Source organism: Aetokthonos hydrillicola CCALA 1050 (assembly GCF_017591665.1).
Taxonomy (GTDB): domain Bacteria; phylum Cyanobacteriota; class Cyanobacteriia; order Cyanobacteriales; family Nostocaceae; genus Aetokthonos; species Aetokthonos hydrillicola.
Window position 1 is genome coordinate 155414 of the sequence record NZ_JAAKGC010000003.1, and the last position, 25421, is coordinate 180834.

Consider the following 25421-nt stretch of genomic DNA (forward strand, 5'->3'; position numbering starts at 1 on the left):
CGCTAACCAATACTCACTAACGCTAATGTCTATTCGTGTTTTTTTAGTTGAAGATTCACAAATTGCTCTAGTAATTCTGAAAAGAATACTGAAATCATCATCCCAAATTGAAGTTGTGGGAGAAGCTTGTAATGGACTAGAGGCTTTATCGCTCATTCCAAAAGTTCAACCAGATGTCATATGTACAGATTTTCATATGCCTAAAATGAATGGGCTAAAGTTTATTAGTGAAGTAATGGCTCTTTATCCTCGACCTATTTTAGTCATTAGCATCTCAGTCCAGAAAGACGATGCTGATAATATTTTTCAACTTTTAGATGCAGGTGCGGTAGATATTTTACCTAAGCCGACAGCAGGCTTAACTATAGATAATGAAATCCTAAAAAAAGAGTTAATTAATAAGATTAAAATTTTATCTGGCGTAAAAGTTTTAACAAAAAAACAGAAAATTTTGTCTACATCAAAAGTTATAAAAAAAGAAGATATTTCTCGTTTTTCCTCTCCGATATACCCAACTATAAAAGTAGTAGTGATTGGTGCATCTACTGGTGGACCTCAAGCTCTACAGGAATTATTCAGTAAGTTACCGTCAGATTTACCTGTGCCAATTATTTGTGTACAGCATATTTATCCTGGTTTTTTACAAGGTCTAATAGACTGGTTAGCTAATATTTGTAAATTGCCAATTGAAATTCCTCAACCAGGAGATATCCCAAAAGCAGGAAGAATTTATTTTCCTGCTGAAAAGCAACATTTAGAATTGGATAATTATGGTCGATTTATCTATTCTAATGCACCACCTGTATTAGGTCATTGCCCTTCTGTAACAGTCACATTTGAATCTGTCGCAAAATTTTACGGCAAAGCAACAGTAGGTATATTGTTAACAGGTATGGGTAGAGATGGAGCAGAAGGAATGCTTGCAATATCCAAAGCCGGTGGGTTGACTTTTGCTCAAGATGAAGCTACTTCTGTAGTATTTGGTATGCCTCAAGAAGCAATTAAATTAGGATCTGTAAAACGAGTCTTACCAATTGAGGCGATCGCCCCAACGCTACTAACGTTATTTCCAAATAAATTATCACAAGATATTGATAGTAAATTGTCTACAAATATTAAGCTTTGAAAATTACAGAAGATCATCAGGAGATTTAAGTGCAAAATATAGAATTCAGCGTAGAGATAAGACAAGCTTTTACTCAATTAATCAGTAAATATACTGGAATAACAATTAGAGATAGAGACCAAGCTACTTTGACAGAAAAAATTTTTTCAAGAATGAAACATCTCAATATTTCTCTACCTGAAAACTACTATGAAATTTTACAATCTTCTACAACACTTAGCCTTAGAGAATGGAGGAATTTAGTAGTTTTACTGACGAATACTGATAGTTATTTTTTTCGAGATCTAGGTCAATTTGAGGTTTTGAAAAAACATATTTTACCAGAAATAATTCAACGCAATTACAAACACAAGACAATTCGTATTTGTAGTGCAGGATGCTCATCTGGAGAAGAACCTTATTCTCTCGCTATCCTTCTTAAAGAAATAATTCCTGATTTTCATCAATGGAAGTGTAATATTTTTGGTCTTGACATTAACCCAGTAGCATTACAAAAAGCTCAAACAGGAGTTTATACTTCGTGGTCATTTAGAAAAACTAATATGGAATTAATGAAAAAATATTTTCTGCAAATTCAAAGCCAATATTTTCTTCGACGACACATTAGGCAAATGGTAAAATTTTTATGCTTCAACTTAATTAAAGATCCACTTCCTCATTCAAATTATCAACTAATAGATATTGATTTAATTATTTGTCGTAATGTTTTTATCTACTTTGAGGATTCAGCAATCGCCAAAGTTTTGAGTAAATTTTACTATACTCTGCAACCATTAGGATATCTTATGACAGGTCATAATGAACTTTTTAATCAAAATCTAAGCGAATTTGAAATAAAAGTATTTCCAGAATCACTGGTTTATCAAAGGAAAACGGAACAGGGAATTGGAGATTGGGGATAAAGCTTCAGAGGGGGTAGGGTGTGGGGTGTGGGGTGTAGGAAACTGAATTGTAAGTTATTAACAATTATTATTCCACTGTATTCCCCCTGCTCCCCCTGCCTCCCCTGCCTCCCCTGCCTCAAGAGCTCCCCCTGCCCCCTGCCCCCTGCTCCCTCTTAATAGAATTTAGAAGAAAAAATGAAAAAAATGTCATATTTAACCTTTAGTCTCAATGATCAAACATACGGCATTAATACAGTTTATGTCGAAGAAGCTTTGGCTTTACCTGAGCTTGTGTTAAGAGAGAAATCGTCTCATTGTATCATTGGTAGTGTGAATCTCCGAGGAGATATTTTACCAGTCATTGATCTTAATCTTTTGTTTGATTATCCAAGACATAATTATTCCTTGACAGATAGTTTGATGATTTTGAAGTGCGAAGAATTACGAGTGGGGATTATTGTTAATAAAACTTATGACGTAAAAAGTATATCTTCTGATGAAATCATCACTGAAGTTCCTTATAACCAACAATTATCAGGAGCCAAAGAAAAGGATATCATTGCTGGTATTGTTAGACATGAAGAAGATATTTTAATTGTTGCTTCTCCAGAAAATTGGTTACCATACGCAGAACTTGAACAGTTTAAGTCTTCTGAATTTCAAGAAAATGGTGATGTGTTTTGTCCAAATGCTACCTTAGAGGAGAAAGCTATTTTTCGGGAACGCTCCGAGGACTTAAAGCTTTTAAACAAAACACAGGATTTAAAGAATTTTCAATCATTAACGGTATTTTCTTTAAATGATAATTTTTTTGGGATTAACTTAAAATGGGTGCGGGAATTTACTAACATCTACCAAATCACTCCCATTCCCTGCTGTCCACGCCATATCGTTGGAAACATGAACTTACGAGGGGAAATTCTTACTTTAGTTGATATTCGGCCATTATTCAATTTGCCGATAATAAATATATCTAAGAGTTCTAAGGCAATGGTTGTGCAGGTAGAAGATATAGTTGCTGGTATAGTGGTAGAAGACGTTTGTGATGTGATGTTTTTTATAAACCCACAGGAGATAACACCCATAGATACTGTTAATAATAATTATTGTGAAGGAAAAATTTTCTACCGTCAAGGAATAATGAATATTTTAAATCTCTCACAAATTTTCCAGAATAGTGGGTTTATTGTTGATCAGGTTGTTTGATTGGTTGTCGTTCTTGCTTACCTAAGATATTTTTGAATCAATTGTAGTACTTCTTCCCTCTGTGGAGGCTTACCTAAAAACTCAGTTGCACCAATTATCTGAGCTCGAGCACGGTCAATAGGAGTATTTTGAGCTGTTAGGATAATAATAGGTGTGTTTTTAAACACGGGTGTTTCTCTTAAAAATTTACAAACGCTATAACCGTCAGCATTTGGAAGAAGTAAGTCTAGTAAGATTAAATCAGGCTTGTGTTCTATCAACTGGCTGAACCCTCGCATTGGTTCAGGAATACTCAGCACTTGATATCCTGCTGGTATCAAGATTTTTTTGAGAGCAAGAGTCAACACCGGACTATCATCGATACAGGCTATAAGAGGATGTTTTTGTGTAGATTCAGTGGATAAATTGTTTTCATTGAGGGAGTATGTTGATGAAACTGGCTTGGATTGTTTAACGGAGTTTATTGATAAATCTGGAATCTCTTCCATTTTTAATATTTGCTTGTCAAGCAAAGGTGTTAAAGAGGAAGCCACATCGGTAACAGATTTTTCCATTTGCCAAGCAATATCCCATAAAGTGAACTCACCGTTGAGATATTTGTGGGGAATTGGGAGTGGTTGAGAATTCCTCTCTTCTTGTAAAATAGGAGACAAGTTAGGACACAACTGCGCTGCGCCAGATGAACGCCATTTTTCTTGTAAATGTCTTACTTTAGTCAGCACAGATTGTATTCCTTGGTGAGATAAGGATACTACTCTACAGTAAGTTGACACTGCTTTTTGGCTAGGTTTCCATTCACTTTTTAAATCTGTGTGAGTATTAAGATCAAACAAACACTCTTGAGCAATGTTACGGATTATTGAGTTGGCTTGGACTAAGCTTAGTTGTTTTTCACTCAGTCCATGCTCAAGGAGCTGACATTCCCAGAGTTCATTATCCAGCAACTCACATAACACTGTCCGCCAATTCCATTTGGGGCAATGTTGCGTTAAAACTCTATCCCACCGCCTTAGCCGATGAACCTCATTTATTGCATAAAGCAATTGACTACGAACAAGGTAAAGATTCCAAACAACGTGATCATTTCGCAGTATTAGCTCTCCATCGCTATATTTACTTAAATTATCTAATTCTTCAGCCAGACTTATTACTGTCATTCGTGTCATTGTAAACTAGTATTTTTCAAACTTAGTAATGGGATAATGCAATATTCTATAACTTACAACTAGGTGTAGGTTCTCAGATTTTAGCTTGAAGCTTTACCTATTAGGTTTATATCATTTTGCAATTTGTTCTTGTAAAGAAGAATAAATGTAGTATTGTAAATGTAGGTTACAACATATAAAACGATAGCTATGTCGCAGCCTATTATCATGGTCTCTATTTTCAGGGTTGAGAGCAACCAAAAGCAAAAATAATCTTTTAGATTTACTTATAATAAACTTCAAAATCAAAAATCCTATGCTTGACTTTACCAAACTTACAGGACAAATGCAGGGTTTAAGTCAACATCTGACGAAGGAAGCTACTGCTAGCCGCCAACGTTTAGAATTAGCACAAAGACATCTCCAAGGTGCGCTTGAGTCTCAGCAAGATTTGGTTCAGCGACAAGAGAAATGGCGAGATCGCATCCTTTTTGCTAATGCAACCCCTTTAGAACCACTTAATACCTGTATTGATATTCCTATTCCACCAAAAATTCACACTGTCATTGCAACTGATGGTTCTCAAATTTCTCCTAGTCATCACGAAATTGCTTACTGCTATCTCCTAAATATTGGCAGGGTTGTCTTGCACTATGGGCAAAATCGTCAACCCTTGCTCGATAGTTTACCAGAAATATTTTACCGCTCAGAAGATTTATATCTCTCGCGTCAATGGGGTATTCGCACTGAAGACTGGATAGGTTATTGCCGTACAGCTAGTGAGGCAACGGTGTTAGCAGAACTTGCTTGTGGTGTAAAGGGAAATTCCACAACAGTACCTTACTTAGCTATGGTAGATGGCTCACTCATTTACTGGTTCTTAGAGCAACTGCCTTTTGAAGCACGCGATCGCATCTTACCTCCTGTTTTACAAGCTTGGCAACAATTACGTCAAGCACAAATCCCCCTCATGGGTTATATCAGCGCATCTCGCAGTACGGAAGGAATGAGCTTTTTGCGTCTTTTTGCGTGTCCTCACATAGTACCTGATTGTGTAAGTTATTGCTCTAACCAACAAGAGAAATTGCCTTGCAAAGTCTTGGAGCCTTTGCGTGATAGTGTTGTTTGGTCAACCCAACTCCAACCAGGACAAAGAAGCGCCCTCTGGCGAAGCAACGCACGTATTCTTGAGTTGTATCAAGACCAACACATTTACTTTTGTTATGTCCATGTTGGCTCAGAAATTGCTCGAATAGAAATTCCTTCATGGGTAGCGGAAGATACGAAATTATTTGACCAGGCATTGGGGCTTATGCTAGCACAAGTACAAAAAGGACAGGGGTATCCAGTCGCGATCGCTGAAGCCCATAATCAAGCAGTTGTTCGTGGTGGAGATAAAGCAAGTTTCTTTGCCCTTCTAGAACGGCAAATGATCAAAGCAGGCTTGAAAAATGTAGGAACTTCTTATAAAGAAGCTAGAAAGCGGGGGAGTATTGCGTAGGGGCGGGGCATGGGGCATGGGGCATAGGGCAACGGGCATAGGGATGCAGAGGAGCTCTTGAGCAGGTGGAGCAGAGTAGAATAATAACTGTTAACAAGTCACTACTGAGTACTTAGCTCGAATTAATTACATACATCTTAATTTACTATTCCCAATGCCCCATGCCCCATGCCCCATGCCCCAAAACACATGAGTTTAGAGCTTGTTCATGTTCAAACAAATACATGCTTTGAATTACCACCGGATCTTGCTGTGATTCGTATTGGTAAGCTGAATGAGCAGATACCACCAGATATTGATGTTTCAAATTTGCCCGATACTGATGTGGTTTCTCGGATTCATGCGGAAATTGTTCTAGAAGCAAGTACTTACTATCTGGCAGATTTAGGAAGCGCTAACGGAACATTTCTTAACAATACAAGACTAGAGCCAAACAAGCGATACCCTATAGAGTTAGGAGATAGAATTGATCTAGGTAAAGAAGCAAAAGTCGCATTTATCTTTCAACAGAGACAAAATGGTTCTCCTGTTTTAAATTCCATAGTGACTCAGGCGGAAACTTCTCACAATAGCACACAACCTCAAGCAGATCGTTCAAGCAAGCTTGTAGGCTTGGTTTTAATGGTCGCAGGAATCGTAATTTTAACCGCGAACACCAACGTTGGTCTTTTTGTACGTATTCCAGGAGTTGTGCTGTGTTTTGCCGGTGTCATAGTTTTAATTCGTCGTACGTACCGTAGTTTGGGATGGATTTTGATTGCACTGGGAATTGTAACAATGATGTTTACTGCTAATATCTTCGCCTCAGTGTCTCTTTTAACTCTTCTGGTATCATCTGCTTTATTTGTATCTGGGTATCAGCTGTTTACTTCCGGGAAAATTTGGAATTTCAGCTTGCAATCGCTTAAAGACTCATTCAAAAATTGAAAAGAAAACAGGTCAAGGGTTTTATCCCCTGACCATACAACTAAGTTCTAAAACACACAACCACACACAAATAGTGAGGTCTATAACCATGTTAATTGAACCTACGCTGCTGTGCTAAAGAAAAAATTAATTAGCATTACCGTCCGCGCATGCAAGAATTCAAGTTAGGCCCAGCACAGGTTACTTCATAAGGCACTTGCCAAATTTTAATAGTTTCATCTGAACTTCCGCTAGCAAGGGTATTACCATAGGGATTGAAAGCAACAGACCAAACGGTTTTGGTATGCCCCGTCAGCGTATTTAACAAATCTCCAGTGCGCGAATCCCACAATTTAACAGTTTGGTCATAACTGCCCGTGGCAATTTGTTTTCCATCTGGGCTAAAGGCAACAGACCATACTGCATTCTTATGTCCTGCAAAAGTACGCAGTAGCTGCGCAGTCTGAGAGTTCCACAATTTAACCGTTCCATCATAACTGGCAGTTGCTATTTTTTCCCCATCAGGACTGAAAGCCACAGACCAAATTGAACTTTTATGTGCTGCTAGAGGAGTTTTCAACTTACCGTAGCCTGGGGTTAAATCTTTAGACCCCATTTGCCAAATCATCATTTCTCCGTCTTCAGAGCCGCTGGCTAGAGACTGTCCATCTGGATTAAAAGCAACTGATCTGACAGGATTTTTAACTTTCAAAGTGCGGATCAAGTTCCCAGTTTGCAAATCCCACAACTTTATTGTCCTATCCCAGCTGCCACTGGCTAAGGTTTTTCCATCTGGGCTAATTGCAACAGATTCAACATCATCGCTGTGTCCTGAGAGAGTGCGAATCAATTTGCCACTGTCTAAATCCCACACCTTAATCGTCTGATCCCAACTACCACTGACGAGAGTATGCCCAGTCGGACTAATGGCTAGGGTTTGAACTGCATCCGTATGACCGTTGAGGGTGTAATACGATTTGCCATAGTATGGGGTTTTAGTCTTTGGATCGATATTCCAAATTTTGATCGTCCCGTTAAAACCACCACTAGCTAAAACATTGCCATCTGGACTAATAGCGATCGCATAAATCCATGTGGAGTGTCCGTTGAGGGTCATACCTTTAACAGGTATAGTTGGATGCTTAACCAGCATAGAGAGTGGTGATGACGCTATCTTTGTTTGTGAAACCTTTTGAGACCAGCCAAATCCAAGGGCAGTTACTATTGTAGATATTGCCAACACTGCTGAAACTTTGGGAGAAAATATCTTTGACGCCTTCATAATCGAAGAAACTCCTGCATGCAGAATCTATTAGGCAGATGTTGTAAATACCCTGATTTAAGATAGCTTTTTACTGAATTAATTACACTTTGGATGCTTTTTTCTTGGTATTTTGTTGCTTATCCTGTTTAGCCTGTTTAGCTTGATGTTCAGTCCATAGTCTGAAGCAGTACAAAACTATTATTGCTGTGCTACATAATACTCCAATAGGTGTTAAAAACGACCAATGACCTAACATTTTACCCCATATGTGCCACGCGACAAGAAACATAGCAGGGTATGTCAGTTGGTGTAATTGCTTCCAGTTTTTCTTAAGTTTCTTGATGCTCCAATCATTAGAGGTAATAGCTAGGAGTGTAAAAATTATGAAAGTGCCGCCTCCATGTACATAAACCCAAAATGTTTTAGGGTCAAAAAAATCTAAATTTCTTTTGTTGAAATATATATAAGCATGTCCTACAGCAAACAAAAAAGCCAAAATACCAACACCCCGACGATGTTTGAGCAATAATTTAGGTATGCCAGTCTCTTTTGACTCGGGGAAAACAACTCTTAGTATTGTAGGCAGCAATGTTACAATATAAAAAAGTAAGGATATCAGTCCCAAAATGCTACCGACTATTGGCTTATCCATTACTTCCATGACAAATCTCCCATTTTCACTTATCAGATATAGATTATTTGGTTAAACAGAGCGAGCTTACCCTGACCAACAATGAGAGACACACTTTAACAGTTATCAGTTATCAGTTATCAGTTATCAGCAAGAATAATCTGTTTATCTTTGGCGAAGCACAGTTTTAACAGTTATTCATTTATCACTTATCACCGCACCATACGCCTTGATTCTTGATAACTGTTTACTGTTGACTGATATCAGCGCCTTGATTCCTGATAACTGTTTACTGTTCACTGTTCACTGTTTTAAGGCTTCCTCTGTTTATCTGATAGATGACACCAAGATTACTTTGAGCAGAAATTAACTGCGTTCATAGTAAAGATTTAACCATGGAACAACAAATTTATAAAGCCTAAAATTTTTATTGCCGGTTTTACATCTAACATACTTCTAAAATTTTTTCAGTCAATGGTAAATCTACTGAATAATCAAAGTTAGATGTTGAATAAGTATGTCCTATCCTAATAACTCTTGCTACAAAAAAGCCTGCTGTTTGTATTTTCGTATCATTCATGAATGATACATATAGTTGTTACTTGGTTTCACTCAAGATAATTTTTACAATAGTATTGCAATTCTATTTAAATGGAAATCATCAACTATATTTAGCTTTGATCTATATTTCCAAAAAGTTCGCAACTGAATTCTAATTTCTGAATTCTGCTTCATTCTTTAAGATTTCTGCTTTTGATAGAGAGGTTATTTTGCGTCATTAATATGAGTTATTCTTTATACAAGAAGCTTCACTTCTGTTTCAGTAAGCGCATAAATGATGCACCGAACAATAATCCCACAAACTGAGCCAAGTAGCTACTAAAACTTTGGTTCGCTGCGTAGGGAATGTTTAAACTGCCGATACCGTAGAACATCTGTTGTACAAACCACCAAAATACATAAACAAAAGCTGGTATGTCTAAAGGGATAAATAATATCACTAGAGGTACAATTGTGTCAATTTTCCTTTTTGGAAACTTTAAAACGTAAGCCCCTAATATAGATGCGATTACCCCATTTCCTCCAATTACGGGTGTTGTCGAGTTTGGGTCAATCAGAATTTGTACAAAGCTAGTAAGAACGCCAGAAACTAAGTAAAATCCTAAAAATCGACTACGACCGATAATATTTTCAAGAGTTTTGCCAAAAACCAGCAAAAATATCAAATTACCCAAGATTTGGCTAAAACTACTGTGGAGAAATATCCCTATCACTAGTGAAGCCGAATGCATCAACACAAATATCCAAGCAGATGGATTCCCTGATAGCGCGTTGGCGATCGCCGCACTAAAAGCTGATGGAATTAAGCCCCAACTCGTTATAGCATCTCCTAATTGATCCCCAAGTGCCAATTTTATTTCCAAAAAAAATAAAGAAATATTAACGCCGATCAGCCAGTAAATCACGATCGGCTTTCTGGAGTTAAGAATGTTGTCGCTAATAGGAATCATTGGAGAAATGGGCATGGGGCATGGGGCATGGGGCAATGGGTATTAAAACCTCTGCTCCCCAACTTTTGACTTTTGAATGAGTGACTTCCCCAGAGGGGCTACTCCCTGACATGTGGCAAGATCGATATCAGATCGTAGCGCAATACACTAGGCAAACCAAATGCTAAGAAACAAACTTGTTGGACGATACCAAATTATTAGCCATTTGGGAGGAGGGGGATTTGGTGAAACTTTTGTTGCTTGTGATACACTACTACCTGGTTCCCCTCAATGCGCTGTCAAAAAACTCAAGCCTCAAGCAAGCGATCCTGTGACTCTACAAACAGCTCGACGTTTATTTGATACTGAGGCTCAAGTTTTGTATCAATTAGGCAATCATGAACACATTCCTCAACTTTTAGCTTACTTTGAGGAAAACGAAGAATTTTATCTCGTACAAGAATTTATTGAAGGTAACGACCTCAGCCAAGAGATTGTACCAGGCAAACAGCTAGATCAACAAGAGGTGATTTCGCTTTTACAAGAAATTCTCGAAATATTACAGTTTGTTCATGAGCAAAAAGTCATTCACCGCGATGTCAATCCATGCAACATACTCAGAAATAAGCACGATGGCAAATTATTTTTAATCGACTTTGGCGCAGTTAAACAAATCACGACTCAGGTAGTGACTCCTGCTGGGCAAACAAAATTCACGGTTGCTATAGGTACTCCAGGATATATACCTAGTGAACAAGCTCAGGGTGAACCAAAGTTTAGTAGTGATATTTATGCTGTAGGAATCATTGGCATTCAAGCTTTAACTGGTTTATCACCTGACCAACTAGAAAAAGATCCAGAAACTAATGAAATTATATGGCACAAACACGCTTCAGTTAATGAAGATTTCTCCGAAATTTTAGATAAAATGGTGCTATATGACTTTCGTCAGAGATATCCTTCAGCAGCAGCTGCACTCCAAGCGCTTAAAAATTTAAATACTCCTAATCCTCAAACTATAGCATTACTTCCTCCCTCTCCAAAACAAAGTATTATCCAACCTCCAAAACCTCGCAAAGGTTTTTTAATAAAAGGAATAACAGGGGCAACTTTAATCGGAATAGGTATAGCAGCTTCTATATACGCCCATCATGCAATCAATTCTGCTAATGCTACTGAGTTGTACAAGCAAGCTAATACACTTTATGATTTGCAGCGTTACAAAGATGCTTTGAATAATTACGAAAAAGCAGTTGAAATTCAGCCCAATTATGCTCAAGCATGGAATGGGCAAGGCAAAGTACTATCTGAATTAAAAGAATATAAAGAAGCTCTTGCAGCCTACGATAAAGCAATTCAAATTCAGCCAAATTATTTAGAATCTTGGAGTGGGCGCGGTTTTGTCTTGAATAAATTGCAAAGATATCAAGAAGCAATAGCTTCGTTTGAAAAAACTTTGCAGTTACAAAATAAAAATCCAGAAGTCTGGAACGCAAAAGGCGAGGCTTTGAGTCATTTAAATCAATATGCTCAAGCTATTCAATCTTATGATAAAGCAATTGAGTTCAAGCCAGACTATTATGAAGCTTGGTATAATAAGGGTAAAGCACTAAATAACTTAAAACAATATGATAAGGCAGTAGAAGCCTACGATAAAGCAGTTGAGTTTAAACCAGATTACGATCAAGCTTGGTATAACCGAGGTAATGCACTATTTAATTTACAACGCTACCAAGATGCATTTACTTCTTATGATAAAACAGTACAATACAAACCTAGTTATTATCAAGCCTGGTTATCGCGAGGGAATGTACTCCTGAATTTACAAAGATATCCAGAGGCAGTACAATCTTTTGATGAAGTAGTTAAGTACAGCCCAAAGAACAATAAAGCATGGTCTGCTCGTGGTTGGGCGCTTCATCAACTCCAACACTATCAAGAAGCAGTTGAATCTTATAATAAAGCCCTTGAATTGCAACGAAATGATTATCAAGTGTGGTATAATCGCGGAAATTCTTTATTTAATTTGCAAAAGTATCAGGATGCGATCGCGTCTTATAATAAAGCGATTCATTACAAACCAGATAACTACGAAGCTTGGTACAGCCGAGGGAATGCCTACTTGAATTTGAAAAAGTATCCAGAGGCGATCGCATCTTACGACAAATGCATTAAAATCAAGCCGAATTACCAACCTGCGATTTCTGCTCGTAATCAAGCACAACAAGACTTAACTAAGAACCAGCCACCATTACCAAATATTCTCCCATAGAACAATAAAGTAAAAATAGGGATGTACAGCCTACAAGCAGAAATAATTCGTAATTCTCATGGAATTACGAATTATTGATTAAATAAACTCATTGTCAATAACTATCTAATGTTGACTTCTTGGAGTTCATTTCCAAGCTGAAAATTTACATTGATTAAAGAAGTCTTATCAAGAGACGGTTCTATAGTTCTTTGCACAGGAACACCTGTGTGTACAGAAGCCATTTTTGGAGCTTCGTTTTGCTTGCGGTGCTTATTAGTGTACTCAATAATTTTGGCTTGAGCAGTTTCGTAGATAGAAGTACCTTTTGGAACCTGCTGGAGAAATTGTATAGCAGTCTCAAAATCACCCTCTCCTGCCGTGTTATAAGCTTTTTGTAAAAAATATCCTGCTCTAACACGTTGCTTTTCGTTATACTCAGCTAATTTTTGCTTAACTACTTTGCTAACAGAAGTTTCTTCAGGAACTTGGCGCAGATATTCTATAGCCTCAGTAAAATCTCTTGTTGAAGCCTTTTCATAAGCCTTAGCCAACAAATCTTGTGTTGTTATTTCAACTTTGACTTGCGCATGCTTAACTAAATGAGAGACTTTCGATTGCCAATACAAAATATCCGGAACTGCAATAGCCGCTTTGAGCACATCTGACCATCTACCTTCATTAAAAGCTTTTTCTGCTATTTGGTATTGATGGGCAGCAGTTCGCCATTGATTTTGCCAATCTTCAATGGTGTTTTGTGCATCTGGATAAACATTACTCGTTACAGGAATCGATTTAGCTAGAGCAACCGCTCCCTCAAAATCACCTGCTTGAAACTCTTCTGTTGCTTTATATAAAGTCTGTGTTTCCGAGTATGCTGGAGCATTATTAACTAAAGAATACACTCCTAATCCCACGACTAAAGAATTAGCAGCTAAACCGACTTTCATCCCTGTTAGTAGGGGTGATTTAGTGGCTGACTCTCCTTCGTACTGATTTTCTCGCCCTGATTCGATGAAAGTGGTATAGTTTGCTTCTAATGTTTGTAGTTTTTCCCTTTCCATTGGCATTTCTTGAAGTGCTTTCAGTACTTCACTAGCCGATTGGAAGCGGTCTTCAGAGTTGTAACACACCATTTGACTGAGAATAGCAGCTAAATAGTCGCTCACTGGTGTGTTAGAAGAACGCCACAGAATCTGATTGGAATGAGGCTCTACTTTTAATTGCAATGGCGCTGATCCTGTTAATGCCTGGATCGCAATCATGCCCAAAGCATAAATATCACTATTCGGCTGAGTCTGTCCAATAAACTGTTCAGGAGGTATATATCCTAATGAAGTCACAGGAATCCGATAAATAGGCAATACCTCTTCTTCCTCTTGTGACTGAAAATCAACAGGTTGAATTGAACCAAAGTCGATCAGAACTAACCTACCATCATCAGCACGTCTAATCAGGTTTTCTGGTTTGACATCACAATGGATAACACCTTGCGAATGAACGAACTTGAGAATTCCTAAGACATCTCGTAAAAATTCAACAACCTCGTTCTCAGTCCACAAATAGTCTGAGTTGTCTTTTGTTGGTAGTTCTGCGGTCAGCCCATGTCCTTCAATAAATTCTTGTACTAAGTAAAACCGTTCGTTCTCTTCAAAGCAGTCGATTAACTCAGGAATTTGCTTGTGATGGCCCAAGTACTTTAGAGTTTGAGTTTCACTCAGAAAGTTTAAACGTAAGGTTTGTAAGTAACTGGGTTGGGAACTGGTAACTTTAAGCTGTTTGACAACACACTTATAGCTCTCCGGAGTCTCAATATCTACCGCAATGTATGTTTGCCCAAACACCCCTGTGCCCAGGATTTGGACAATTTGGTAACGTCCTTGTAGTACTTTACCGATCATGTTATGGGTCATTGGCTGATTACTTGGTTACTATCTATATTACGTTTGCGATAGTGCCCCCCTGTTTCCGCAATCGTTTGCGGTTCACTCAAACAAGCTGTTGCTTCTTCTTTGTGAAGCAGCTTTTTTTATAGTTAGTTTTACTGTTTTTTTGAGGTAGATTTGTCAAATTTCAGCACTTGGTATATAAGATTAGCATAAAGTATTAATTATTCCCGAAACTGTTAATGTGTTCAACCTATATACTGTAGCATTAAGGACGTATCGTTTTTCACGATTTGCAAGCTTTACCTAATAAAATTTTTGTTAGAAAACTTAAAATAGGGCATGGGGCATGGGGCATGGGGCATTGGGCATGGGGCATTGGGAACTTCCTCTTAATGGCTCATACCCTTGCCGTACAATCTCTACTTCAATTAACGGCTTTCAAGGCTTTGCATAGATACAGCTTATATAACTTGTTTACCAAATTTGCAAAATATAATATTGTGCCTGCAACTATCAAGCCTCAACCTTTCAGTTATAGTCTTTCCTGCTCCCCTGCTCCCCTGCTCCCCTACTCCCCTGCTCCCTGCTAAGAGCCCCCTCTTCCGTTAAAGGCTTAACCACTCGTGCGATCGCTTGTTGAATAAAAGCTTTGATAAATTCATCTCGGCGATTGAGTTGAAACTGTTGCTGCACCACCTCTGTCATCCCACCATCACCCCAATCTTGGTCATGACGGAAATATTCAATAAAACTCTTACCTGCAATCCTTGTGAGATAAGCGGCTGTTACTCCTTGAATTGCCCTACCGATAATAAGAGTCCCAATATTAAGTTGCAAAGCAGTGGAAAGTATTTGTAATGCTCCCTTAACAATCCCTAAACTTGCTATAGTTTTTGCCAAAGAACCAGCAAGCTCGCCTGCGCGTGACATATTAAGGTCACAGCCGTAAATTTTCCCAATTTCTATTACCATTTGGGCATTAACGGCTGCTGTTGCTAATAAATCAACGACTGGTAGAGGTGTCACGGAAACAACACCTGCTCCAATCCATTGAAACCGCTCGACTACTTTATCAGCTTCATGACGGCGCTGAGTATCTATTAGTTTCCGTGCTTCTTCTCCTAATTGAACAGACTGTAGAAGAATATTATCTGCCACCAAATCTTCGCCTTCTGCACGCAACACTGCTGCCATTCTTTTCAACAATGGTATGATCTCACGCTCTGGTTGGAAAATTTCTCCATCTTCTAGTTCTACTTGTTGAGGATTAGCTGCGATCGCTATCACATCATTTTCGGTAATAAATCCCTGCACTCTCTGACGTAACTGTGCGAGAATTCTCTGTTTGTCTTCTTCTGTATATAGGTCAGTTTTATTAAGGACAAGGAGCGATCTCTTTCCAATTTCTGCCAGTATTTGCAGTACCTCATATTCAGACTTGCGAATATCATTATCCACCACAAACAATAGCAAATTGGCATCTGCTGCTATTTCTCGTGCTAATTGTTCTCTGTAAGTTCCGGCTACCCCTGCTTCTAAAATTCCTGGAGTATCTGTAATTAAAATCTTGCGTTCTAAACCCTTTAACCTAAGAGTATAGGTTTCTCCTGCCTGGGTAGTTCCCATCGGTGCATCCACTCTGCCCACCATGCGTCCCATGATCGCATTTACCAAGGAAGTTTTGCCCGCACTTCCAGTCCCAAACACTACAATTTTGATTTCACCCGCTTGCAAATTCTCTTCAATTTCTTGCGATTTACGAAGAATCGCTTGGCGTGTAACTTCATCTTGAATCTGCTCTACTTGTTGCCGCACAGCTTGTAAAGTTGAAGAAGCTGCTTCAGGTTTGGCTGTGCTTACTCGTACTTGAGCACGTTGTCTACGTCTTCTGCGCGATCGCGCTTCGCCAGCCTGAATCACCAATATATAATAGATAAAGCCAGCAATTATGGCTCCAATAACAAGAACCACCAACAACAATAGCAAATTGCCAAGAAACGGAGAATAATAAGACCATTGCCAGTAAAGCCGAGAAAGAGAATCAATCAGCCATACGCTTAGCCCTAAAATCAAGACAATACCAACAATCAGCGCGATTATCCGTGGTAGAGACATGGATGGCAATAACTTGGTAAACTACCCCACCATAATAATTGTATGGTTGATTCTCGAATTCTGGCATAGGGCTTACGATCCCAAAAGCTTTGCCCTTTTATCTGGAGATCATGCCACCGCCGTTAACTAGACTTAAAAATTGAGCTAGAAATAGACGTTTTGTCCTAACACACATAATTCTATTTTTATCAAAATATTCCAATCGACTGGCGCTCTAGATGTAACGAATTATTGCAAAAAAGCGAAATAGGGAAGACATAGACTGATAGACCAATATACGACTGTTCATCAAGTCATATCCTGAAAGCAATGGATCAACTGATAAATCAAGTTTTGCGCGATCGCTACTGCGTCGAATCAATGCTCGGTCGGAAAACCGGACGCAGAACGTTTTTGGCAACCGATTTACAAACACTTGTGCCTGTTGTCATTAAATTATTGTTGTTTGGTCCTGACTTCACGTGGGATGACCTGAAACTATTTGAGCGTGAGGCTCGAACGCTCCAGTCCCTCAACCACCCAGCAATTTCTCAGTACATTGACTCTTTTGAGATTGATACTGAGTTGGGCAAAGGGTTTGCATTGGTTCAAAGTTATATTCAGGCACCATCACTCCAGAATTGGGTGGAGACTGGACGTACCTTTAGCGAAGAGGAACTCAAGGCAATTGCTAAACAACTACTCTCCATCCTAGATTACCTACATTGCCGTCACCCCCCAGTTATTCACCGCGATATTAAACCCAGTAACATATTGTTGAGCGATCGCAGTGGGAACAGCCCAGGACAAGTTTACCTGATTGATTTTGGTTCAGTGCAAACGTCAGTACAGGGGGGAACAGTTACGGTTGTTGGCACTTACGGTTATATGCCACCAGAACAGTTTGGTGGACGCGCTACGCCAGCCTCAGACCTTTACAGCGTGGGATCAACCCTGATTTATTTGGCAACGGGGGAGCATCCGAGTAACCTACCCCAGAAAGACCTGCGAATTGAGTTTGAGCAATTGATAAGCATGAGTACATCTTTCACAAGTTGGATTCAATGGCTAATAGAGCCAAACTTATCAACAAGAGCCGCATCGGCAAAATCTGCTCTAGAAGCAGATTTTTATCAGCATTTCCAACCAGTTGTTTCTAAAGTGGCAGGATCGTCATTGAAGAAACGTTTTTCTCTAAAGTCTAACTCACCCGAAAGTAGTATACAGCTAAAAAAAACAACTACAACTCTTAAAATCAATGTGCCACGTAGTCAGCTTCACGTCACATCTTCAGATTCAAGTAGTTCTGGATGCTCACTTATTTTTATACCCTTGGTAATGTTGGCTTTTTCAGGATTGTGGCAGTTCTTTTTTCCTACGCTCATTCTAGCATTGGTTCTCAGTTGTTTTCAACACGTAGATACTGAACCGTATGATGTGACGTTTAAATTAGAGGGTAGCTTAATTTATGTTGATCTTTTTTCTATTGGATCAAAGAATTTAAATAGATCAAAGAATTTAAAACTTTCTCGGATTTTTTCCCAAGAGAGATTGGAATCTCTTTCAGCCGGACCTAACTTACCCAAGTATCAGCTAAATATTGATTTTCGTCGTCGTGGTCGTCGTGGTGATGGTTTTTATATTACTGGCAATCGCGCAGAGATTCAGTGGCTTTGCGACGAGTTAAATGAGTGGACTGGTCTTGAAATTGAGTATAAAAATTCAACTTCTGGGCATCCTTGACAGGTTAAGGTAATTGCACTTTATTCCATTTTTTGATGTATAAATATTAGAGATATAACCAGTAGTCCATGTATCAAAATTTTGTTTTGCTCAATATAAAAAAGGAGAAGCAAGCACATGGGACTTTTTGACGAAATTCTTAGCGCAGTCAACAATCCTAATTTGCAAGGTAGTACTGGACAGTTAGGTAGTATACTGAACACGGTTCAGCAAATAAGTAATACCACTGGAGCAGACCCCTCAACAATACAATCTGTTTTAGGAATTGTAGGTAATTATGTACGTTCTTCTTTACAAGAAAAGCAAGCCACAGAGGGTGATGAAGCAGCGCAAGCTGTAGTCAATGAATTTGGCGGTACTTCTCCTAACTCCCAAGCAGTAGAATCTCTATTGTCTCCTTTTATACAAGAAGAGATTGGCCAGGTAGTACAAGAACGTACCGGCTTGGATGCTGGTATTATTCAACAATTCCTGCCGATGTTGGTTCCTGTTGTTCTGCATCTATTGAAATCTGGAGCCAATGCTGAAAATCCCGAAGGTGAAGGCAATCCAGTACTAAATTCATTCTTACAAGGAGAAGGCGGTGGTGATTTTAATATAGGTAGCGTTGTCCAGATAGCAAGCCGGTTTTTGGGACATTGATATAATACGGCGTGGGACAGTTGCAACTTTAACCATTGCCCTATGTCCCATGCCCCATGCCCCATGCCCGCCTAATTATAAAGTGTGCCATCAGGCATGATAGTCTCTGTTAAAGTTGCCTTTGTGAGACTAACCCTGATCAAAAGTGCTTCTGTCAGGTCAGATCTAGTTAAATCAGCACCAGTCAAAATTGTTTGATGTAAAATTGCTCTGGTTAAATCTGCTTCGACCAAAGAAGCCCAAGTTAGATTAGCCTTAGTTAAGTTTGCATCTCTAAGATTAGCTTGAAATAAAGTTACTCTACTAAGATTTGCTCTACTAAGATCCGCAAAATTGAAAACCGTCATTGACAAAAGTGCTGCAATCAGATTGGCTCCGTTCAAACTGGCTCCGCTGAGGTTTGCTTCTCTCAAGTCTGCTTGATGCAGAATTGCCCAGCTAAGATCTGCATCTGTTAGATCTGCTTCCCTTAGATTTGCCTCTGTCAGACAAACCTCACTCAAATTTGCTCCTTTAAGATTTACTCCACGAAAATTCCTTTGTCCTGCAGCATAACGTCTTACAAGTTCCTCAGCATCCATGTCCTCTAAAATTAGTCCTTTCGGGTTAAGTTTGCTTTGTCAATGCACAGGGGCTTGGTGTCGGTTTGGTGTTTCACCTGATAATGGGCAATGTTCCTCCCCTGAACGCTTAAGACTAGCGAATCTTATTAAGTTCTTGACCCTCTGTGCGTAGGTTCCGTAAACCTTTGACTGGTGTAGTAGCAATCCGAATTGCTCCGGATTGCACCGTATCGCTACGGTTTATCGACTACTCTATAAATTCACAATCACCCTTCCAACCAAAAAGCTATTCTTGCCGTTATGGAGGCGCTAAACTGATTAAGTTCTGCTCTTGAGTGCGATCAATAGATACACACATGGTCTAAATTTCCTGAATTATTGTTATTTTTGTTAACATTTATTAACCTATCTTAAATAACTATTCGACCCTGGTCAACCACAAATGAGTATTTTTACTCAAAAAAATAATAATTGACTGAAAGTAGGAGAGTGACGGCTCATGAAAGATCTTCAGGGGAAAGTGATATTAGTTACAGGAGCTACACGAGGACTTGGCAAGGGAATTGCTATTGGTCTTGGGGAAGCGGGTGCAACCGTGTATATTACTGGTCGTAGTTACGACAATTCTAATATAAGTAATAATATCTCTGGTAATCTTGGTGAAACCCAATCAGCTGTTGAGGAAGTCGGTGGTGTGTGCATTCCAGTTCAGGTCGATCACAGCGATGATGAGCAGGTACGCTTACTTTTTGAAAGGATCCAAGACGAGCAAGATGGACAGCTTGACTTACTAGTCAATAATGTTTATTCAGGAGTTCAAGCACTAAGCGATGCTAACGGAAAGCCGTTCTGGAATTTCGAACCAAGTCTTTGGGATGCTTGCAACAACGTTGGACTGCGGAGTCATTATGTTGCGAGCGTTTTTGCAGCTCGGATAATGAGCAAGCGAAATTCTGGATTGATTTGTACAATTTCCTCTTGGGGTGGATTGTCTTATATATTTGGTGCAGCATATGGAGCAGGGAAAGCAGCGTGCGATCGCCTAGCAGCTGATATGGCCGTTGAACTAAAACCTTATAATATTGCTTCTCTATCAATTTGGCCTGGTATTGTTGGTACTGAACTTATTACCCGTGCAGTAGAAAATTCTACTAACCAGGCAAACCCAATGCTAAGCGAGCGTTACAACTGGGAAACTCCCTTGCTAACAGGACGAGTGATTGCTAAGCTTGCTAGTGAGCCGAATGTAATACGCCGTACAGGACGTGTCCAGATTGTTGCTGAACTGGCTAAACAATATGGACTTGTGGATCGTGACGGAAATCTTCCTGTCTCATTACGTTCTCTGCGTTTTGCAATCCCATTTGCCTTACCTGCGCTGAGAAATTACTCGTCCCTCATCCCTGATATTAACGTGCCTTGGTCACTGTTACTACTGAAGGCACTCAGTTCACCTAAGATTTGACTTAGCATTTTTATGACCCAACTACACAAAGCAGTCGTGCTGATCACTGGTGCATCTGGTGGGTTTGGACAAGAACTAACCCGACAGTTATTAGAGGCTGGTAGTCAACTGATTTTAACCGATATAGACGAAGCTATTCTGCGCGAACGAGTTGAAGAAATTCAGAGTAAAGTGAAGACTGGCAGTGTACTCGCTTGTCTAGGTGTTGATCTTTCCACCCGTGAGGGATGTGAAACCCTTTATCATCAAGTCAGAACGCTTGATGTGAGCATTGATATTTTGATTAATAATGCGGGTATTGCAGTTTACGGTCGCATGGACGAAGTTCCCAGCGAGAAATGGGAGCGTCTTATGCAGATCAACCTCCTAGCACCGATGCGGTTAAGTACCTTATTTGTTGCTGATATGATTACTCGCCAAAAGGGTCACATTGTCAATATTTCCTCAGTAGCAGGTTGGTTTGGTACAGATGGTCTGGCTCATTATGCGGCTAGCAAATTCGGTTTGCGTGGCTTCAGCGAAGGTCTGTTCAATGAAGTAAAAGATTATAACGTGAAGGTTACAACGGTTTATCCATTTTTCAGCCGTACTCCAATTCTTCTGTCAGAAAGATTTGGAACGCTAGCCAAAGATGCGCCAGTTTTACCAGAACATTTAATAACTGACCCACGGGAGGTTATGCGTGCGACAATTCAAGGAATTGTTCACAACAAATTGCACGTATTTCCTGATAGGACGGCGAAAACGATCCATCTTCTCAAGAGATATTACCCCCAAGTACTTGACTGGATTAATAGTCAATATTCAAGAAGGTCGAAAAATAATCCAGCTAACTAAGAAACATCTGTTACAAAAGTGGGTCTTTAAACCAGTTATAATCAGAGGCAGGTAAGAATAAAGTATTTTTACCTATTCGAATCAGCCTAAACGACAAAATATCAGTATGTTCTACATTACGTCTTCGATGAAGAGTTAGCTAATGTAACGTTTGATAAAGTTTGAAGGTGATGCAACTAACGGTACGTACTAAGTGTGTTGCTCTCGGACGTTGAAAAAACTCCCAACTGTGTGGAGGTAAAAGGATTATGAAACCTGAACAAATGTGGACAGTTAGCGAATGGTGTGCTGATCAAGGCTATGAGCTAACACATTCAGAGATCGTCAGACTAAGTACTATAGCCTCATTAATGTACAAAAAACTATATGGAGTATTACCTCAAAAAGTGAGCCATAAGTCTAAAACGACTGGAAGGTTCAATACAAAGGCTTACGGATACCCAGATTCTAGTTTGCTAGAATCTGCTTGGGAAGAGTTCCTTAACACGATGACATTTGACTGCCCAGGCGGAGTATGCTCTGTACCCGCAATGGCATAAACTGTATATCGACAGTACCTTGAAGAGCTTTCTTTGGAGTGGCATATTTAGGAGTTAATCTAGTTCATAATGTGATAAAAGGCTCGCTAAATGGCCACTAATGTATATACCAGGAGGCTCAAAGGTGGTCGATAGAACTAACAAACATCTGATTATTGGGGCTGGTTTTGTTGGTCTGGGTTTGGCTCAAGCACTTAAGGCTGCTGATATTCCCTACGATCAGGTTGACGCTAGTGACGATATTGGAGGAAATTGGTATCACGGCGTGTATGAAACGGCGCATATCATTTCATCACGAAAAATTACTCAATTTACCCATTTTCCAATGCCGGATAATTATCCCGATTTTCCTAGCGCTCAGAACATGCGGGATTATTTGAACGCTTTTGCTGATCATTTTGGCTTGCGTAAGTTTATTGAGCTTAATCGTACAGTGAGTTATGTGCGACCAGTTGAAAATAATCTTTGGGAAGTGAGCTTTAGCGACGGAGAACAGAGAATCTATAAAGGGGTGTTGATCTGCAATGGTCATCATTGGTGTAAACGTTTTCCTGAGCTAAAGGGAGAATTTAACGGAGAAATTATTCATTCTAAAGATTACAAACACCCTGATCAGCTTCGTGGTAAACGCGTTCTCGTTATTGGTGCAGGAAATTCAGCTTGTGACTTAGCAGCGGAGGCTGCTCGCGTAGGATCTAAGTCGGTTCTGAGTATGCGCGAATCTGTCTGGTTTATCCCAAAGTCATTTGCTGGATTCCCTGTTGCTGATTTAATAAAATTGTGGATGCCACAATGGTTTCAACGGCTCATCGCTTATGGGATCATGCGCTTGACTTTTGGCACTCACGAGAATTATGGTCTGTCTAAACCAAATCATCGGGTTTTTGACAAGCATCCTACTTTAAACAATGAAGTCCCTTACTATATTAAGCATGGACGCATCAAACCCAAACCAGCCGTGCATCGGTTAGATGGTAGGGAAGTAGAGTTTATTGATGGTACTAGAGAAGCATTTGACCTCATCGTTTGTGCAACTGGTTACAACGTTGCATATCCGTTTCTTCCTACAGAACTTCAGCGCGTAGAAGGAGCAGTGGTTAAATGCTATGGGGGATCGTTTCTGGAAGATTACAAAGGGCTGTATTATATTGGTTGGGGACAGGCAAGAGGCGGGGTAGGATCACTTCTTTCGGCTTCTAGCCCACTTTTGATTCGTTGTCTCAAACTCCAAGATGAAATCAATGTACCTGTTGGTTTGGTCTTGAAAGAAATGGGACAACAGTTACCAAAAACTCATCTTGCCGATCCACAGCAGGTTTTTAGGCAATTAAAGCTTGCCAATCTCTTTTTTAACCGAATTGTTAAAAAAGCCCATCAGGTGGATAAACAATATCCTAACTTTAGTAACACCCCTCTACCTCAACCAAAGTTATTTTCTGCAATATCAAGTGGGGACTAATTCACCTGGACGCAATCTCGACCACTTACCCATTTCCTGCTTGAAGCTAAGACATCCCACTACATCCCATTCCATTTCAATTACATCTCCTCGCGGACGGATATTAACGTTAATGGATGGTTCGTTGGGATCAAAATCTGGATCTTCAGTTAAGTGAGGCTGTTGGTGCTGCCCTTCTACCGCATGGTAAGTTACGCAGCGATCTACATAGTGGCAGTTTACACAAATACACATGATAGAACCAACTCCTGGAACCTTTATTGTTAATGTAGCTTAAGCCGAGTTATTATTCACTATCTCTCGGTTTATTTTTATTAAGTCCCCCAAACTCAGTCATCAGTCATCAGTGAACAGTTATCAAGAGGTATGGTCACTGATAACTGATAACTGATAACTGAAATCCCTATGCCCCTATCTCCTGAATCTTTTCCCTTTAGCTTAGATCTGTTACCGCGAACTGCTTATATGGTGGGGGGTGCTGTACGGGATGCTCTTCTGGGAAGAACTCGTGAATATTTGGATTTGGATTTTGTTCTCCCATCTAATGCAGTTAAGGTAGCTAGAAAAATAGCTACACATTACAAAGCTGGTTTTGTTCTGCTTGATCCCCAAAGACAAATTGCTCGTGTCGTTTTTCCCCATGCTACCGCAGACTTTGCGCAACAAGAAGGGGATAGTTTAGAAACTGACTTGCACAGGCGCGATTTTACGGTGAATGCGATCGCCTATAGTCCCTACACCCAAGAAATTATCGATCCGCTCGGAGGCTCTGCCGACATTGAACGACGGATTATGAGAATGGTATCAGCTACCAACTTGGAAGATGATCCCTTGAGGTTACTAAGGGCGTATCGTCAAGCCTCTCAACTTGGTTTTTCCATTGAGCCAGATACTCAATCAGCAATTCGCGCTTTATCATCACATATCACTAAAGTTGCAGCCGAACGAGTTCGGGTAGAATTAAACTACATGTTGGCGAATTCTAGGGGTACTCCTTGGTTAAAAATTGCTTGGGAAGATGGTTTACTTGCTCCTTTCTTCAAAGAAGCCACAGAAGAAAGCTTCACTAAACTTGCAGCAGTTGACAATGCAGCGTTGGAACTTACACAAGCTTGGCAGCAATTAGGAAAAGAACTTGGCCAATATGTGCGTGATACTATCAAAACGACTATATTAGGTATTGCCAAACTTGCTTGTCTTGTTAGCCCAGATCCACAAGCAGCAGAAACACAGCTACAAGCATTAACCTATAGCCGTGCTGAAATTAAGGCTGTAACAACAGCTTTAAGATTATTTCCACAACTAAAAACATTTCCACTGTCTTTGCGCGAACAATATATTCTCTTTCAAGAAGCCGGATTTGTTTTTCCTGCGATCGCAGTTTTAGCGGTAGCATATGGTATTCTTGTAGAGGCTGTTGCACCCTTAATCAGCCGCTACCTTAACCCTGATGATCTGGTCGCACATCCCATAACAATAGTTAATGGGAAGGAGCTAATTATAGCATTGAAAATTCCTGCTTCGCCACTAGTTGGTAAACTGCTCACAGAGGTTGCAGTCGCCCAACTTGAAGGTAAAATCTCTACACCAGCACAGGCGATAGAATTTGCACGTCACTTACTCGAAGGGGAAAACTAAATTTAGAGGTGTTTTTTCTTGAAACCACCCAAAATACTTGAGATTTTCCCAAGCGTTTAGATTGTAGTGCTTGGCGGAAAACCCGCGTTCTATCAATAGAGCCGACACTCGCACCCTATATATTTTTTTTATTTAAATGCTCTTTAAG

Annotated in this window: 21 protein-coding genes; 13 read left to right on the forward strand and 8 right to left on the reverse strand. The window is 39.6% G+C overall.

All coding sequences use genetic code 11. The features are described 5' to 3' along the window. Positions 1 to 25: 25 nt before the first annotated feature. The 3 genes from cheB to G4P69_RS02785 all read left to right on the forward strand — a co-directional run bounded on the left by cheB (position 26) and on the right by G4P69_RS02785 (position 3216). Positions 26 to 1126, forward strand: coding sequence for a chemotaxis-specific protein-glutamate methyltransferase CheB (gene cheB, locus G4P69_RS02775; RefSeq protein WP_208348246.1), 1101 nt, complete (start codon positions 26 to 28; stop codon positions 1124 to 1126). Positions 1127 to 1155: 29 nt separating this feature from the next. Continuing rightward, entirely contained in the window at positions 1156 to 2028 is an 873-nt protein-coding gene (locus G4P69_RS02780; RefSeq protein WP_208346408.1) for a CheR family methyltransferase, read from the forward strand. 177 nt (positions 2029 to 2205) lie between these two features. Next, positions 2206 to 3216, forward strand: a complete 1011-nt coding sequence (locus tag G4P69_RS02785) for a chemotaxis protein CheW (protein WP_208348248.1) — start codon at positions 2206 to 2208, stop codon at positions 3214 to 3216. 17 nt (positions 3217 to 3233) lie between these two features. On the opposite strand, the gene G4P69_RS02790 is transcribed toward G4P69_RS02785, so the two are convergent. Beyond that, positions 3234 to 4373, reverse strand: coding sequence for a response regulator (locus G4P69_RS02790; protein ID WP_243902866.1), 1140 nt, complete (start codon positions 4371 to 4373; stop codon positions 3234 to 3236). 304 nt (positions 4374 to 4677) lie between these two features. Here G4P69_RS02790 and G4P69_RS02795 point away from each other — a divergent pair, with 304 nt between their 5' ends. Both G4P69_RS02795 and G4P69_RS02800 read left to right on the forward strand, forming a co-directional pair. Continuing rightward, the gene (locus G4P69_RS02795; RefSeq protein ID WP_208348250.1) at positions 4678 to 5862 is read left to right on the forward strand and encodes a DNA double-strand break repair nuclease NurA; all 1185 of its coding nucleotides are present in this window, start codon (positions 4678 to 4680) and stop codon (positions 5860 to 5862) included. 189 nt (positions 5863 to 6051) lie between these two features. Beyond that, positions 6052 to 6789, forward strand: coding sequence for an FHA domain-containing protein (locus G4P69_RS02800; RefSeq protein WP_243902867.1), 738 nt, complete (start codon positions 6052 to 6054; stop codon positions 6787 to 6789). Positions 6790 to 6925: 136 nt separating this feature from the next. Here the strand turns inward: G4P69_RS02800 and G4P69_RS02805 are convergent, their stop codons facing one another. From G4P69_RS02805 to G4P69_RS02815, 3 genes are all read right to left on the reverse strand, one after another. Beyond that, positions 6926 to 8050, reverse strand: a complete 1125-nt coding sequence (locus G4P69_RS02805) for a WD40 repeat domain-containing protein (RefSeq protein ID WP_208348259.1) — start codon at positions 8048 to 8050, stop codon at positions 6926 to 6928. 82 nt (positions 8051 to 8132) lie between these two features. Further along, entirely contained in the window at positions 8133 to 8693 is a 561-nt protein-coding gene (locus G4P69_RS02810) for a ferric reductase-like transmembrane domain-containing protein (protein ID WP_208348270.1), read from the reverse strand. A gap of 779 nt (positions 8694 to 9472) precedes the next feature. Beyond that, the gene (locus G4P69_RS02815; RefSeq protein WP_208345935.1) at positions 9473 to 10174 is read right to left on the reverse strand and encodes a rhomboid family intramembrane serine protease; all 702 of its coding nucleotides are present in this window, start codon (positions 10172 to 10174) and stop codon (positions 9473 to 9475) included. Between the two features lie 160 nt (positions 10175 to 10334). On the opposite strand from G4P69_RS02815, the gene G4P69_RS02820 reads away from it, so the two are divergent. Next, positions 10335 to 12425, forward strand: coding sequence for a serine/threonine-protein kinase (locus G4P69_RS02820; protein ID WP_208348278.1), 2091 nt, complete (start codon positions 10335 to 10337; stop codon positions 12423 to 12425). 101 nt (positions 12426 to 12526) lie between these two features. Here the strand turns inward: G4P69_RS02820 and G4P69_RS02825 are convergent, their stop codons facing one another. Both G4P69_RS02825 and G4P69_RS02830 read right to left on the reverse strand, forming a co-directional pair. Next, complete coding sequence (locus G4P69_RS02825) at positions 12527 to 14317, reverse strand: serine/threonine-protein kinase (protein WP_208345012.1); 1791 nt, start codon at positions 14315 to 14317, stop codon at positions 12527 to 12529. Positions 14318 to 14821: 504 nt separating this feature from the next. Further along, the gene (locus G4P69_RS02830) at positions 14822 to 16408 is read right to left on the reverse strand and encodes a YcjF family protein (RefSeq protein WP_208348280.1); all 1587 of its coding nucleotides are present in this window, start codon (positions 16406 to 16408) and stop codon (positions 14822 to 14824) included. 309 nt (positions 16409 to 16717) lie between these two features. On the opposite strand from G4P69_RS02830, the gene G4P69_RS02835 reads away from it, so the two are divergent. Both G4P69_RS02835 and G4P69_RS02840 read left to right on the forward strand, forming a co-directional pair. Next, positions 16718 to 18130 (forward strand): serine/threonine protein kinase, encoded by a 1413-nt coding sequence (locus G4P69_RS02835; RefSeq protein ID WP_208345014.1) that lies wholly within the window; start codon positions 16718 to 16720, stop codon positions 18128 to 18130. Between the two features lie 117 nt (positions 18131 to 18247). Beyond that, positions 18248 to 18772 carry a DUF937 domain-containing protein gene (locus G4P69_RS02840; protein ID WP_208345015.1) on the forward strand — a complete coding sequence of 175 codons (525 nt, stop codon included), beginning with the start codon at positions 18248 to 18250 and terminating at the stop codon, positions 18770 to 18772. Positions 18773 to 18843: 71 nt separating this feature from the next. Here G4P69_RS02840 and G4P69_RS02845 read toward each other — a convergent pair whose 3' ends face one another. Continuing rightward, a complete protein-coding gene (locus G4P69_RS02845; RefSeq protein WP_208348282.1) occupies positions 18844 to 19353 on the reverse strand; it encodes a pentapeptide repeat-containing protein in 510 nt (169 codons plus the stop codon). Positions 19354 to 19834: 481 nt separating this feature from the next. On the opposite strand from G4P69_RS02845, the gene G4P69_RS02850 reads away from it, so the two are divergent. The 4 genes from G4P69_RS02850 to G4P69_RS02865 all read left to right on the forward strand — a co-directional run bounded on the left by G4P69_RS02850 (position 19835) and on the right by G4P69_RS02865 (position 23635). Beyond that, the gene (locus G4P69_RS02850) at positions 19835 to 20800 is read left to right on the forward strand and encodes an SDR family NAD(P)-dependent oxidoreductase (protein WP_208343247.1); all 966 of its coding nucleotides are present in this window, start codon (positions 19835 to 19837) and stop codon (positions 20798 to 20800) included. A 12-nt stretch (positions 20801 to 20812) separates the two neighbouring features. Beyond that, positions 20813 to 21637: an SDR family NAD(P)-dependent oxidoreductase gene (locus tag G4P69_RS02855; protein WP_208343243.1), complete on the forward strand. Its 825-nt coding sequence runs from the start codon at positions 20813 to 20815 to the stop codon at positions 21635 to 21637. 248 nt (positions 21638 to 21885) lie between these two features. Next, positions 21886 to 22176 carry a hypothetical protein gene (locus tag G4P69_RS02860; RefSeq protein WP_208343240.1) on the forward strand — a complete coding sequence of 97 codons (291 nt, stop codon included), beginning with the start codon at positions 21886 to 21888 and terminating at the stop codon, positions 22174 to 22176. A 124-nt stretch (positions 22177 to 22300) separates the two neighbouring features. Then, positions 22301 to 23635, forward strand: coding sequence for a flavin-containing monooxygenase (locus G4P69_RS02865; protein ID WP_208343239.1), 1335 nt, complete (start codon positions 22301 to 22303; stop codon positions 23633 to 23635). Here G4P69_RS02865 and G4P69_RS02870 read toward each other — a convergent pair. After that, entirely contained in the window at positions 23621 to 23869 is a 249-nt protein-coding gene (locus G4P69_RS02870) for a Ycf34 family protein (protein ID WP_208343237.1), read from the reverse strand. The two genes, G4P69_RS02865 and G4P69_RS02870, sit on opposite strands and share 15 nt — an antisense overlap. 171 nt (positions 23870 to 24040) lie before the next feature. Here G4P69_RS02870 and G4P69_RS02875 point away from each other — a divergent pair, with 171 nt between their 5' ends. After that, entirely contained in the window at positions 24041 to 25273 is a 1233-nt protein-coding gene (locus G4P69_RS02875) for a tRNA nucleotidyltransferase/poly(A) polymerase family protein (protein ID WP_208343235.1), read from the forward strand. Positions 25274 to 25421 lie beyond the last annotated feature (148 nt).

Excerpts from the sequence above, each read along its gene's own strand:
- cheB (WP_208348246.1), top strand. The coding sequence starts at position 26 with ATGTCTATTCGTGTTTTTTTAGTTGAAGATTCACAAATTGCTCTAGTA.
- G4P69_RS02785 (WP_208348248.1), top strand. The coding sequence starts at position 2,206 with ATGAAAAAAATGTCATATTTAACCTTTAGTCTCAATGATCAAACATAC.
- G4P69_RS02790 (WP_243902866.1), bottom strand. The coding sequence starts at position 4,373 with ATGACAGTAATAAGTCTGGCTGAAGAATTAGATAATTTAAGTAAATAT.
- G4P69_RS02795 (WP_208348250.1), top strand. The coding sequence starts at position 4,678 with ATGCTTGACTTTACCAAACTTACAGGACAAATGCAGGGTTTAAGTCAA.
- G4P69_RS02800 (WP_243902867.1), top strand. The coding sequence starts at position 6,052 with ATGAGTTTAGAGCTTGTTCATGTTCAAACAAATACATGCTTTGAATTA.
- G4P69_RS02805 (WP_208348259.1), bottom strand. The coding sequence starts at position 8,050 with ATGAAGGCGTCAAAGATATTTTCTCCCAAAGTTTCAGCAGTGTTGGCA.
- G4P69_RS02810 (WP_208348270.1), bottom strand. The coding sequence starts at position 8,693 with ATGGAAGTAATGGATAAGCCAATAGTCGGTAGCATTTTGGGACTGATA.
- G4P69_RS02815 (WP_208345935.1), bottom strand. The coding sequence starts at position 10,174 with ATGATTCCTATTAGCGACAACATTCTTAACTCCAGAAAGCCGATCGTG.
- G4P69_RS02820 (WP_208348278.1), top strand. The coding sequence starts at position 10,335 with ATGCTAAGAAACAAACTTGTTGGACGATACCAAATTATTAGCCATTTG.
- G4P69_RS02825 (WP_208345012.1), bottom strand. The coding sequence starts at position 14,317 with ATGACCCATAACATGATCGGTAAAGTACTACAAGGACGTTACCAAATT.
- G4P69_RS02830 (WP_208348280.1), bottom strand. The coding sequence starts at position 16,408 with ATGTCTCTACCACGGATAATCGCGCTGATTGTTGGTATTGTCTTGATT.
- G4P69_RS02835 (WP_208345014.1), top strand. The coding sequence starts at position 16,718 with ATGGATCAACTGATAAATCAAGTTTTGCGCGATCGCTACTGCGTCGAA.
- G4P69_RS02840 (WP_208345015.1), top strand. The coding sequence starts at position 18,248 with ATGGGACTTTTTGACGAAATTCTTAGCGCAGTCAACAATCCTAATTTG.
- G4P69_RS02845 (WP_208348282.1), bottom strand. The coding sequence starts at position 19,353 with ATGGATGCTGAGGAACTTGTAAGACGTTATGCTGCAGGACAAAGGAAT.
- G4P69_RS02850 (WP_208343247.1), top strand. The coding sequence starts at position 19,835 with ATGAAAGATCTTCAGGGGAAAGTGATATTAGTTACAGGAGCTACACGA.
- G4P69_RS02855 (WP_208343243.1), top strand. The coding sequence starts at position 20,813 with ATGACCCAACTACACAAAGCAGTCGTGCTGATCACTGGTGCATCTGGT.
- G4P69_RS02860 (WP_208343240.1), top strand. The coding sequence starts at position 21,886 with ATGAAACCTGAACAAATGTGGACAGTTAGCGAATGGTGTGCTGATCAA.
- G4P69_RS02870 (WP_208343237.1), bottom strand. The coding sequence starts at position 23,869 with ATGTGTATTTGTGTAAACTGCCACTATGTAGATCGCTGCGTAACTTAC.
- G4P69_RS02875 (WP_208343235.1), top strand. The coding sequence starts at position 24,041 with ATGCCCCTATCTCCTGAATCTTTTCCCTTTAGCTTAGATCTGTTACCG.